Source organism: Pseudomonadota bacterium (assembly GCA_026388275.1).
In the GTDB taxonomy this organism is placed as follows: Bacteria; Desulfobacterota; Syntrophorhabdia; order Syntrophorhabdales; family Syntrophorhabdaceae; genus JAPLKB01.
On the sequence record JAPLKB010000017.1, the window covers coordinates 34,242 to 46,883 of the forward strand.

Annotated in this window: 13 protein-coding genes; 10 read left to right on the forward strand and 3 right to left on the reverse strand. The window is 42.6% G+C overall.

Annotation, left to right across the window (positions count from 1 at the left end):
- Nucleotides 1-29 precede the first annotated feature (29 nt).
- Both NT010_04780 and NT010_04785 read right to left on the reverse strand, forming a co-directional pair.
- The gene (locus NT010_04780; GenBank protein MCX5805370.1) at nt 30-1,253 is read right to left on the reverse strand and encodes a VWA domain-containing protein; all 1,224 of its coding nucleotides are present in this window, start codon (nt 1,251-1,253) and stop codon (nt 30-32) included.
- Between the two features lie 58 nt (nt 1,254-1,311).
- On the reverse strand, nt 1,312-2,166 hold the full coding sequence (locus NT010_04785; GenBank protein ID MCX5805371.1) for a MoxR family ATPase: 855 nt from the start codon (nt 2,164-2,166) through the stop codon (nt 1,312-1,314).
- 277 nt (nt 2,167-2,443) lie between these two features.
- On the opposite strand from NT010_04785, the gene NT010_04790 reads away from it, so the two are divergent.
- The 10 genes from NT010_04790 (at nt 2,444) to NT010_04835 (ending at nt 12,042) form a co-directional block, all read left to right on the forward strand.
- A complete protein-coding gene (locus NT010_04790) occupies nt 2,444-4,702 on the forward strand; it encodes a mechanosensitive ion channel (GenBank protein ID MCX5805372.1) in 2,259 nt (752 codons plus the stop codon).
- Nucleotides 4,703-4,733: 31 nt separating this feature from the next.
- Nucleotides 4,734-4,913, forward strand: coding sequence for a type II toxin-antitoxin system RelE/ParE family toxin (locus tag NT010_04795; protein MCX5805373.1), 180 nt, complete (start codon nt 4,734-4,736; stop codon nt 4,911-4,913).
- Nucleotides 4,914-4,966: 53 nt separating this feature from the next.
- A complete protein-coding gene (locus tag NT010_04800) occupies nt 4,967-5,590 on the forward strand; it encodes an HAD family phosphatase (protein MCX5805374.1) in 624 nt (207 codons plus the stop codon).
- Between the two features lie 247 nt (nt 5,591-5,837).
- Nucleotides 5,838-6,125 carry a Dabb family protein gene (locus tag NT010_04805; protein ID MCX5805375.1) on the forward strand — a complete coding sequence of 96 codons (288 nt, stop codon included), beginning with the start codon at nt 5,838-5,840 and terminating at the stop codon, nt 6,123-6,125.
- Nucleotides 6,126-6,283: 158 nt separating this feature from the next.
- Nucleotides 6,284-7,270: a GNAT family N-acetyltransferase gene (locus NT010_04810; GenBank protein ID MCX5805376.1), complete on the forward strand. Its 987-nt coding sequence runs from the start codon at nt 6,284-6,286 to the stop codon at nt 7,268-7,270.
- A gap of 156 nt (nt 7,271-7,426) precedes the next feature.
- Nucleotides 7,427-8,023, forward strand: a complete 597-nt coding sequence (locus NT010_04815; GenBank protein MCX5805377.1) for a MotA/TolQ/ExbB proton channel family protein — start codon at nt 7,427-7,429, stop codon at nt 8,021-8,023.
- Nucleotides 8,024-8,025: 2 nt separating this feature from the next.
- Nucleotides 8,026-8,442: a biopolymer transporter ExbD gene (locus NT010_04820; GenBank protein ID MCX5805378.1), complete on the forward strand. Its 417-nt coding sequence runs from the start codon at nt 8,026-8,028 to the stop codon at nt 8,440-8,442.
- A 267-nt stretch (nt 8,443-8,709) separates the two neighbouring features.
- A complete protein-coding gene (gatB, locus tag NT010_04825; protein ID MCX5805379.1) occupies nt 8,710-10,158 on the forward strand; it encodes an Asp-tRNA(Asn)/Glu-tRNA(Gln) amidotransferase subunit GatB in 1,449 nt (482 codons plus the stop codon).
- Nucleotides 10,159-10,160: 2 nt separating this feature from the next.
- Nucleotides 10,161-11,183 (forward strand): S-methyl-5-thioribose-1-phosphate isomerase, encoded by a 1,023-nt coding sequence (gene mtnA, locus NT010_04830; GenBank protein MCX5805380.1) that lies wholly within the window; start codon nt 10,161-10,163, stop codon nt 11,181-11,183.
- A gap of 88 nt (nt 11,184-11,271) precedes the next feature.
- On the forward strand, nt 11,272-12,042 hold the full coding sequence (locus NT010_04835) for an SAM-dependent chlorinase/fluorinase (protein MCX5805381.1): 771 nt from the start codon (nt 11,272-11,274) through the stop codon (nt 12,040-12,042).
- Nucleotides 12,043-12,091: 49 nt separating this feature from the next.
- On the opposite strand, the gene NT010_04840 is transcribed toward NT010_04835, so the two are convergent.
- The gene (locus tag NT010_04840; GenBank protein MCX5805382.1) at nt 12,092-12,562 is read right to left on the reverse strand and encodes a CoA pyrophosphatase; all 471 of its coding nucleotides are present in this window, start codon (nt 12,560-12,562) and stop codon (nt 12,092-12,094) included.
- Nucleotides 12,563-12,642 lie beyond the last annotated feature (80 nt).

Sequence of the window (12,642 nt, forward strand, 5' to 3'; positions counted from 1 at the left end):
TCCGGTTTCGGGTGACGCCTACATCGTTGTCAGCCCTGTATTTGCCCTATTGGTTTCGGTCTTGAAACGAGGGACTTTACCGCATCCTTTAAACCGTCAAGGGTAAGCTCAAACATAGGAAATACCTTGCTTATCGTGTCTACGGTATAATGACCCCAATAATTCCTGTGTGTGGGGTTCAGCCAGACCGAATGCGGAAAATGTTCTTTGATCTTCATAAGCCATTCCAGACCAGGCTTGTCGTTTGTATAGTAGTAGTCTATATTGCCGTTCACATCGAACAGCTCCGAGTATGCCATCCTCGCATCGCCGACAAAGACAACTTTATATCCGCTGTGAAAGTTTGAAAAAAGCTTTTCTGTGGGCATTCTTTTATAGTTCGATATGTCCTCGTAAACGTCCTGGTATATACAATTGTGGAAAAAATAATATTTGAATTCTTTGAAGTGCTCCATCTGGGTTGCAGCAGAAAAAAGCCTTTCGCAAAGCTCTGAGTATGGCCACATCGAACCGCCGGTATCCATTAGCAGAATAAGCCTTACCGAGTTTTCCCTCGATTTGTTAAAAACAAGCTCAATTTCTCCGCCTTCCTTTGCAGTTTTGTCTATTGTCTGATCTATATCCAGTTCTTCTTCTGTCCCTTCTCTTTTTAATTCTCTCAGTTTTTTCAAAGCCATTTTTGTTTGTCTTACATCAAGTATAATGTCATTTCTATAGTTCTTGAATCTTCTTTCTTCTGCTACTTTTGATGCGGACTGCATCCATGATTCCCCGCCAACCCTTATTCCGCCGGGATGATATCCGTATGCCCCAAAGGGTGATGTGCCGCCTGTTCCTATCCATTTACCCCCGCCGTCATGCCGCTCTTTCTGTTCTTTCAGTCTTTCCCTGAATTGCTTCATCAATTCTTCCAGATCGTGCTCTTTTTTAAAATCCTCCAGTTTTTGCTGAAACTCTGCCATTTCTTCGGGACTCATCTTGGGAAGCCTGTGGGTAGGGTTTTCAAGCCATTCAAGTACTTTATCGAGATCGGCGGGCTCTGTTTTGATTCCGCCGAAATACTCCTGGAAAGCTTCGTCAAACATATCGTAGAATGCTTCACTTTTCACAAGAAAAGCCCTTCCGATATAATAAAGATGATCAAGGCTTGATTGAAAATAACCGTTATACAATGCTTCTATGAATGATAACCATTCTGTGACGGCAACAGGTACGCCCTTTTTTCTTAAAAGATAAAAAAAATCAGTAAACATTCTATAACTCCCGAATTGCCGGCATTGAAATATATGCCTTAGACTAATCCGCCTTTATTTAAAATCTCTTTCTGAATCCTGATCCACCCTGAGCACTGCTGAGTTTTACGAACCTTCCTGTATCCTGCTCGGTTTTGAGGAGCGCTCCAAGAAAAGGTATTTCAGATGATATTTTATCAATGCTGATTCCGCCAAGAGCGAGAACTTTTATCCAGTCAATAAGTTCGCTTGTTGATGGTTTTTTCCGTAGACCTTCTACTTCGCGTATCCAGTAGAATTTCTTAATTGCTTCTCTCATAAGCTTGTTTTCAATATCCGGATAATGTACTTTTACGATCTTTTCCATCATTTCCTGATCGGGAAATTCAATATAGTGAAATACGCACCTTCTCAGAAAGGCATCAGGCAGTTCCTTCTCTGAATTGCTTGTAATGATTACGACAGGTCTGTGCTTTGCTCTGACTTCTTCATCAAGCTCCGGTATATGAAAAGTCATTTCATCAAGTTCGTTAAGCAGATCGTTCGGGAATTCCACATCAGCCTTGTCAACTTCATCTATCAAAAGGACCAGTTGCTCGTCGCTGGTGAATGCTTGTCCCAGTTTGCCGAGCTTTATATACTGCCTTATATCGGAGATGTCTTTGTCTTTGAATCTTGCATCATTTAGCCTTTGAACGGTATCATACACATATAGGCCGTCTTTTGCTTTTGTAGTTGATTTAATATTCCAGATAAGAAGCTTCTTATTAAGCGCGCCTGCTATGCTGTGAGCAAGAAGCGTTTTGCCTGTGCCGGGTTCGCCTTTAATAACAAGCGGTTTTCCCAGTGCGACTGAAACATTTACAATCTCCATTAAAGGCCTTGACGCTATGTAATCATCGCTTCCCTGATATCCGTGTGTAGTTGTTGCCATGAACTCCTCCTTCTTATAAGTGAAAAATATCACTATTATACGACTAACTTATACCTGTTGTCAACCGGACGGATGGCACTTGTTCTGCGGAAATTACGTTTTACCTTGATAAAAGTGAATTGATGTGGCACGTTATCAATTATATATGTATCGCGAATATTCAAAACATTTCCGTTTGATACAAATAGTTCCTGCACTGCTCTTCCTGCTGTCCGCTTTATTTGCTTTCTGTTCCCAACCTTTATTAGCTCAGGAAAAACCTTCGGTATGGCGGGATATGATAAACCGGGAGAAAACAGAGGTCAGGGAGGTGCAGATTGAAATAGAAAAGTTCATTGCCGAACAGCCGGAAAAAGCTCAAAAGCTTCAGGAAAAAGCCCGGGAATTTAACCGCGAGCTGAGACATTTGCTCCTAATCCACAGCATAGCGGAAAATAACCCTATTGAATTCCGCAATACTTTAAAAGTAATGGATGCCCTTAAAAAAAGTGCCAACAGTTTTATCAACCCCATAAATGAGCAGATAAAAAATGCCGGCGAATTTGAAAAGTCTATGTACGAAAGAAAGGAAGAATACAGCAAATTAGCCGAGGACAAATTGCTGGTAGAATCAGCCCGGATAAGCAGAGAATATGTAGAAGATTTGATAAAGCTTTTAGCCGTTATAAACACAGCAAAAAAACTCCTTACCGTTTTTCCTCATCAGATCGAAGATTTTCTCTTGAGACTGGAACAAAAAAGATCGGATGTTGAGAAAGAATTTAGCGACTCATGGAAAACATATTTTTTCACGTCCACGCCAAAGCATTATTTTACATCAGGCTCATGGGAGCTGGCCTATTTGGTAGCGACAAAGTGGTTGAAATTTGTAGCTCTTTACGGATTAACGCCTTCCGAAGAGCAAAAACACTCCTTTAATGATTTTATCCTCAAGATAATTTTTTCAGGGCTCATAGTTTCTCTTATCTGCTATCTTTTCCTTAGATGGCTTGGCAAAAAATTGCATAACAGCCATACGGTCAGATATTGTTTGCCTTTCAGTGTCTGGGCAGTTTTCGGTCTCTCAACCATTATCAATGCCGTTACTTCCGATTATTTTCAGTTCGGCGCATATCAGGCCTTCGGGGAAATTCTGCTTGCAGGCAGTGTAGTATCCCTTGCCTGGAATTTACGTAGAACATCGCTCACAACGGCTCATCGCTCAGGTTATAATATCCTATGGCCTCTCTGGCTTATCTTTGCCGCCGGAATAACCGTGCAGGCATTACGCGTCCCTATTGTTACAATGACCCCATTGTTCACGGTCTTACTTATTATATGCAGTGTATATTACTACCTTATCAGGAAACACGTAGTATCCGAACCGGAACAAAAACTATCCATTTTCACAACAGGGCTTACTGCAATACTTGCTGTAACGACCTTGCTCGGCTGGGGAAGCCTTTCCATGCTCATCTCGGCGCTCTGGTTCATGGTTGTCTTAAATATAGTGCTCGGATCAGGATTGAGCAGCTATTTCTGGAGAACCATACATTCCGGCAAACAGAAATCCATAAGCCTGATTTTATTGGGCAATATGGTTTTACCACTTATCTTTATAGGGCTTTTTACCCTGATTGTTGTATGGGCATCAATATACACCGGCGGAATGCCGCTTTTAATGAAAATTATTCAATGGAAAAAAGATTGGGGTATGATATCACTACGGATCACAACGCTATTGACCCTTGCTGCATTATTCTTTATAGCCCGTTCTTTTATAGCCTTTTTTCATACGGCCATAAAATTTCTAAAGATACATTGGGAAAATATCGAAGAAGGAGTCATAAAATCCCTTCAAACCCTCTCATCTTATGTAATCTGGTTTTGTTATGTCATTGTTTCTTTAAACTTTCTGGGAATAGGTATCGGCAATCTTACCATTATTGCAGGAGGCCTGTCGGTAGGCGTAGGCTTTGCCCTTCAGGATCTTATTAAGAATTTTGTAAGCGGTTTGATTCTGCTTTTTGGACGTTCCATACACCCCGGTGATGAAATCCAGCTTGAAGATGTTCACGGAAGGGTTGAAAAAATCAATATAAGAAGCACTGTAGTGCAGACCAATGAGGATTCTACAATATTCCTGCCGAACTCTGATCTGGTTTCAAAAAAAATTGTCAACTGGACGCATAAAGACCCGAAGGGAAGGGCGGAGATAATTGTAGGCGTGGCCTATGGTTCCGATACGAATCTAATAAAAGATCTGCTCATCCGATCCGCGCTTTCAAACCCGGATGTATTGAAAGAACCTCCCCCCTATGTTCTGTTCAATGATTTTGGGGACAATGCGCTTATTTTCCATCTCCGATTCTGGATTATGCACGTAATACTTTTAAGAGACAAGGTAAGATCAGTAATCCGTTTCGAAATTGACAGGGTTTTCAAGGAGCACAACATAAAAATAGCATATCCGCAGCGGGATATTCACATACGTTCTGTTGATGGATTATCAGGTTATTTGAAAACTGATGGTACGCTAACAGACGAGAAGCGTTAAGTTTCCTGCACGGGCTTTGAAAAAGCTTATTATGATAGATATTGCCTTGTCTGAAGACGATTTACGTGTTCCACCTGCAAATAACTATGAACATCTGAAAGGCGCCAGAAAAGATGAGTGTTCAATTCGGGTGAATGATCAGTGGCGTATATGTTTTCTTTTCGAGATAAGTACATGTATCCTTTCTGATAAACTTTTTTGTCCATTTTAAAAAGTAGAAAATAGCTTTATGAGTGTGATACATTCTTCATTTTGAAAATAAATATGAATATTCAAGACAGAACAATAGATATGGTTGTTTTTGATTTTGGTGGTGTCCTGGCTGAAATAGGATTTGAAGAGGGATTGAGGGCTGTTGCGATGCGCCACGGGTTAGACGAAACAGCCTTTTATAATCTGGCTTATGACTTGATTTACTCGACAGGATATCTGACGGGCCACATTGAAGAACACGCCTTCTGGCAGGCAATCCGCGAAAAAACAGGCATTGAAGATGAAGACACAATACTCCGCAATGAAGTCCTCTCACGATTTGTTCTGCGGCACTGGATGTTTGATATTGTAAAAAAGCTCAAAGCAAATGGTATTGGAACTGCTATCCTCAGCGATCAAACCAATTGGCTCGATGAATTAAACGAACAATACGATTTCTTCAAATATTTTGATGTTGTGTTTAACAGCTATAATCTTAAAAAAAGTAAGATGGACCCTTCCCATTTTTCTGATATTATCACACGTCTGAATTGTGCACCGGAGAGGCTTCTTTTTGTAGATGATACTGAGGCACATTGTGTAACTGCACGCAGGATGGGCATGAAGGCAATCCAGTTCATTGACCGTCCTTCCTTTCTCGAAGCTATATTCTGTTTTTGCCCTATTTCTATATGAGCAGGTATGGAAGAAGTACCGCCAAATTGAGTGTCGCACTTCGTCCTTCCCTATAGTATGAGTTATTCCATATGAAGCAGGGCTTGTCGCTATATTTTGGGATGTAATGTCCTTCCGGAAAATGATGTATATAGCATTAATAACATTTTTTATTTGCCTTTATTATAAGCAAAGAATACCATAACAAAAAGTCTGAAAACAACGAGCATCGTATATTAATTGCTGGACGGTAAAAGGAGGAAAAAGTATGATTAGACATGTAGTTCTTTGTAAGTTTCGTACCTCAGCATCCGAAGAAAAAAGCGAGAATGCCATAAATATGCTCCGTACTCTGGGACAATCTATTCCCGAGGTACGAGAATGGAGCATGGGCAAGCAAGCTCTGCCTTCGAGCACAGCTTATGACCTGGCAATAGTTTCAAGTTTTGAGAATGTGGAAGCATTAGAGAGGTACAGGAATCATCCCGATCACATCAGGATAAAGAATCTTCTGACTGAGATAGCGGATTTGGCTGTCGTTGATTATGAATATTAGTTAGAACAGGAAGGTTTAACACCCGTCCTCGCTTGACAAGGGCTTCACGTCGGTTTTTTTACTCTTCACGCTTCACGAGATACGTTCCACGGCTTTATTCGCTTCACGAGATACGCTTCATGCATAACGCTTTGCGAAATTTAAAAAGAGGAGTAAATATGAGCAACGAGATCTTGACCGCTGATTTATTCAAGCCTGAAGATGCAGAAGGTGTGACAAATCTTTTTAGAGAAATTTACGGAGACGGTTATCCTGCAAAGGTTGTCTATAATCCTGAAGAACTAATAGCCGCATTTGAAAAACGGGATAATATACCGATTGTTGTCCGCACACCGGATAACAGGGTAGTCGGATACAGCTCATTATTCCGTGCAGCGCCTGACAAGGGAGTATATGAGAAAGGGAATGGAGTGGTCTCTCCGGATTACCGGAATTCAGGTGTTATAAGTATGATTTTTCAATACGTTAAAAAGATTTTGCCCGGTATGAACGATGTAAATATGTTTTTTGGAGAGCCGGTCTGTAATCATATATATATCCAGAAAGCCGCCATTTCCGTTTTGCCTGTAGTGGAAACAGCCCTTGAAGTGGATCTCATGCCGGCCAAAGCATATGAGAAGGAAAAAAGCGCATCAGGCAGGGTATCAACGCTTCTCATGTTCATGACCCTTACCCCGAATCCTCATACTGTCCATATCCCTGATATATATGCCGACTATTTCAAATATATTTATAATAGTTTTGACGACAGACGGGTTTTTTTACAATCAAAGGAAGATATCCCTTCTTTATTGCAAACCCGAATCGATACTCAGATATTTGATAATTCCGGGATAGCCCGTGTAGCTGTCCATGAGACAGGATCAGATTTTGAGAAGGTTTTTCTTTTGGAAGAGCAACGTATTATAAGCCGGAACGCAGAGGTAATCCAGGTCTGGCTGAAATTGTCGTGGCCCTGGGTTGGTAAGATTGTCGGTTTGCTCAAGGATAAAGGTTATTTCTTTGGCGGAATACTGCCTCAATGGTTTGGTGAGGACGGGCTGCTCATGCAAAAAATTTTCTCGCAACCCGACTGGCAGGAGATTCATCTCTTTTCGGAAAGGGCAAGGAAGATTCTGGAATTTGTGAGAGCCGATCGGCAATAATGTCGGCAATAATAATGTTAACCCATAATTCAAATATATTTGGCGAGGAAATGTATCCCTGGAGCGAGCTTCCACGATGTGAGAGTGAGATTCCGTCTTGACGGAGCAAGATAAGGTAATATAATATTTAACGCAAGAAACTAAAAGGAGATTATCATGTTTCAGTTACTTATAAGAGGGGGGTGGATGATGCTTCCCCTGGCACTCTGTTCTGTGGTGGCAGTAACCATTATTATAGAAAGGTTTCTCTTCTTCAGGCGCATCGGCGCATCACACCGCGGCGAGGAAGTGCTCGCACTGATCCGAAGGGGAGACACCGATGATGCACTCGGTATTACTGATGAGACGGCATTGTTGCCGGTCATGAAGGTACTGTCGGTCGGCATCACCCATCGTTTTGAGCCGGGAGGAGCCATGGAAGCGGCGGCGATTGCCGAGCTCTCACTGATGAGGCGGGGATTGGTGGCTCTTGATACTATTATTACCCTTTCACCACTTCTGGGTCTCCTGGGCACCATCATAGGGATGATCGACTCTTTCAATATTATGGCCACAACAGGTCTGGGACAGCCCCATGCGGTTACCGGAGGAGTGGCGGAGGCGCTCATCTGCACGGCTGCCGGAATTGCAGTGGCGGTGGTCACCTTGATACCATACAACTACTTCACGGCACGTGTCGACAGGGAAGCGGAATCAATCGAAGCCTATGCGACCCGCCTTGAACTGGCGCTCTCTGCGCAGCCAAAGGAGTGATAATGAAGCTCCCGCGAAAACCAAGGAAGAAGGCGCGTATCGAGATTATTCCCATGATCGACACCATGTTTTTTCTACTGGTCTTTTTCATGGTGGCAACCCTCTCCATGACAGTCCAGCGGGGACTTCCTGTAAACCTCCCACATGCGGCGAGTGCCCGCGATGAGATACGTCAGGTGACGACGCTTACCCTCACGAAGGATAACAGACTTTACTTTGACAAAGAAGAACTTGCCTCCCCTGCCGAGGCATCTCTGCGCCTTGCCTCACAAACCAAGGCTAATACGGAGGTCTCGGTAGTGATTAATGCCGACCGGGCGGTGGAACATGGCCGGGTGATTGACCTCATGGACGCAGTGAGGCAGGCAGGAGTGACGAGGATTGCAGTAGCGGTGAGGCCGCTCTCCCGGGGAAAATAAAAAAAGACAAAATAACAAGCCTGACAGGAAATCTCTCTGTTTCCCGATAGTATCTCTTCGCTGCAAACCATAAATGCCTGATCGTATAAAATATTCTACACTATTGCAAAGATAGCGAAAACAACGGGGCGCTGCTTTGCCTGTATCAGGCGCGACCTTCTTTGGGGGGCAACTTAAGCCCCAATAATAATATTTTTGAAAATACTGCAAATGTATTGTATATTTTCAATCATTCTTTTATTTTAAGCTATTTCTAAGAGGTGAAGTGTGGAATATGATGATTTTGAAGGTGTCATGGGGCTTGAAGTCCATGCCCACCTGTTAACAGACAGTAAATTGTTTTGCAAATGCTCCACAAAATTCGGCGCTGAGCCGAATAGTCATACATGCCCTACCTGTATGGGGCTTCCAGGGGCGTTGCCGGTTCTCAATAAAAAAGTGGTCGATTTTGCCATTAAGCTTGGACTTGCACTACACTGCGGCATCAACAAAAAAAGCATTTTTGCCAGGAAAAACTATTTTTACCCTGATCTGCCCAAGGGCTACCAGATTTCCCAGTATGAAGAGCCGATTTGTGAAAACGGCTACCTTGATATATCCGTTGGTGATACAAAGAAAAGAATCAGGATTAAAAGGGTCCACATGGAGGAGGATGCGGGCAAGCTTGTACATGAAGGCGCCATAGAGGCAAGCTCATACAGTCTTGTAGATTACAACAGGTCAAGCATTCCGCTCCTGGAAATCGTCAGTGAGCCGGACATTGGTTCGCCTGAGGAGGCTGTGGCATACCTGAAGATGTTGAGAGATGTCCTTTTGTGCCTCGAAATCTGTGATGGCAACATGGAGGAAGGGAGCTTCCGCTGTGACGCGAATGTATCCGTAAAAAAGAAGGAGGCAGACGAACTTGGCACAAGGGCTGAGCTTAAGAACCTGAATTCTTTCAAATTCATCGAGAAATCCCTTGATTATGAGATAAAAAGACAGATAGAACTTATCAGAAAAGGCGGCGTGGTAGTGCAGGAGACACGGCTGTTCAATGCGGACGAGGGTATTACCTATTCGATGAGGGGCAAGGAAGAGGCGCATGATTACCGCTACTTTCCTGAACCCGATCTCCTTCCGCTTACAATCGATGATAAATGGATAGAGGATATCAGGAAAGGGTTGCCTGAACTGCCCATGGAGAAGATGGAAAGATTCAAGAAAGAATACGACCTGCCGAAATATGATGTGGAAATATTGGTCTCCGGCGCGGGGGTTTCACAATATTTTGAAGATGCAGTCGGACTTTTTCCCGAGCCCAAAACGGTGAGCAACTGGATCATGACCGAGCTTTTACGGGAGTTGAAGGACGGCAATGTGTCCCCGAAAGATTCCCCGCTTTCTCCTGCCCATCTTGCAGAACTCCTGTCGCTCATAAAGGACGGTACAATAAATATAAAAATAGGGAAAGAGATTTTTCCTGAGATTTACAAAAGCGGTGATTCACCGAAAAAACTGGTTGAGAAAAAGGGGCTTATCCAGATATCCGATGAAACAGCCATCGGCTCTACCATTGATGCAGTTATTGCAAGTTTCCCTAAAGAACTGGCGGAGTTCAGAGGCGGCAAAGAAAAACTGCTGGGGTTCTTTGTGGGACAGGTAATGAAAGAAACAAAGGGAAAGGCAAATCCGAAATTGTTGAACGAGCTTCTGTTAAAGAAATTGAAGGAGTAACCATGACCAACCATATTTACTGGAAAAATGGCGTATTGTATCTGCTTGATCAAAAGTTGCTTCCTTTTAAAAAAGTCTACGTCCACTGTAAAAGTTTAAAAGATGTTGCTGATTCCATAAAGAACATGACCATCAGGGGTGCGCCGCTCATCGGCATAGTTGCAGCCTATGGCGTGGTCCTTGGAATTCAGGAGATCATTGCTTTAAAAAGAAACATCGAGGACAGAGATGTGGACAGGATATGCAAGGATTTGGGCAGGACACGACCTACTGCCGTCAATCTTTTCTGGGCGCTGAAAAGGATGAAGGACGCCTTCAGCCGATACATAAACAACGCCGATATGTCCGATCTTATGCTTGAAGAAGCGATCTCGATACATGTTGAAGATATAGAGAATAACAGGATGCTAGCCCTCTATGGCGCAGAGCTTATCAATGAAGGCGATACGATACTCACCCATTGCAATGCAGGCGCTCTTGCAACAGGAGGATATGGAACTGCACTCGGCGTAATACGTGCAGCTCATGAGGCCGGGAAAAAGATTAAGGTTATTGCAACAGAAACAAGGCCCTATTTTCAGGGTGCACGACTTACTGCCTGGGAATTGTATGAGGAAGGAATAGATGTAACGCTTGTTCCTGATAACCACGCCGGCCTTCTTTGCTGTAACAGGAGGATCGACAAAATCATTGTAGGCGCCGACAGAGTTGCCAAAAACGGGGACACTGCAAACAAGATCGGTACATACATGATAGCAACCTGCGCATATCAGAATAAAATACCTTTCTTTGTAGCCGCACCCGTGTCCACTTTTGATAAAAACACTGAAAACGGGGCTCATATCCCCATAGAGGAGAGGATGGGAACAGAGGTAAAGTATGCCGGCGACAGACTCATAACACTTGACAAAATTAAAGCGCAATATTACTCTTTTGATGTCACACCCGCAAAATACATATCAAACTTTATAACAGAAAAGGGTATAATAGAAAAACCCTTTAAGAAATATATAAAGATGCTTTAAAGGCAGTGAATAGTAGATAGTGAACAGTGAATAGTCAAAAACAAATTCAGGATCAACCCTTGATATTCTATTCACTTCGAGTAGGGACATGCAAATTATCACACTTTTAACAGACTTTGGATTGAAAGACCCCTATGTAGGCATTATGAAGGGGGTCATCTTTTCAATCAATCCTGATTTAACAATTATAGACATTACTCATAATGTTTCCCCGCAGGACATACGCGAAGGGGCTTTCCTTATGAAAGAATACTACCCTTATTTTAAAAACGGGACCTGTCATGTAGCTGTTATCGACCCTACCGTGGGTAGCACAAGAAGACCCATAGTATTTTCTAAGGATGAACATTATTTTGTAGGGCCCGACAACGGGATCTTCTCCCATATTATTGAAAGAAATACTGATGTTTATGAGATAAAAAACAGGGATTTTATACTTAACCGCATAAGTTCAACTTTTCATGGAAGAGATATCTTTGCGCCGGTTGCTGCACATCTTGCATCAGGGGTGCATCCTTCTGCATTCGGACCAAAGATAGTAAATCCTGTTTATCTTGCAGACATCTTTCCTGATATTATAAACGGGGTATTAACCGGGGAAGTCGTAATGTTTGACAGATTCGGGAATGCCATTACTAATATTGATTTTGAGATTTTTAATGATTTCATCACCACAAACCCTTTCAAAATACACATCGGCAATATGACCTTCAGCTCTATTAATCAAAGCTACTATGAGCAAAACTTTACCTGCCTTATTAACAGCTCCGGCTACATTGAGTTCGGGTGTTACATGGGAAGCTTTGCAAAAGAGGCAGGTATAAAGAAAAAGGATACGGTACGGGTACAACTCTTATGAAAAACATTGTCCTTTCATAATTGAAAATATGGGCTTAATTGCTTGTAAATTATGATGTGAGAATCTTTCTTAACTGCAGAAGTATTCTGCATGTGGCACCCCATATCCGGTCGTTGTTGTAATGAAACGAAGGAACCTGTTCGATCCGGCCTTCATATTCAGCCCTTTCCATAACCGGATTTACCTCCATCAAAAACTTGAGAGGTAAATATATAATGTATGCCACTTCCTGTGGATTTGCCTTGAATGTATATGGATATTGCATAATGCCAACATAAGGTGATATTACAAAGCCTGTAAGGGTTATCATATCATCCAGCTTTCCGATAACCTTAACATCATTTTTCTTGAGACCTATCTCTTCACAGCACTCCCGCAAGGCAGTATTAAGCTTGCTGCCGTCTTCATTTTCACACATGCCGCCAGGGAACGATACCTCGCCTTTATGCGCTTTCACCGTTTCAGTCCTTTTTGTAAGTACAATAAATACTTCCCCATCCGTTTCAAATATCGGTATCATAACACCTGCGCATATATCCTGAGGACTTTCCAGTGTTTTTCCAATATAACTGCTAAGTTTTTCCTTAATAAGAGAGATCA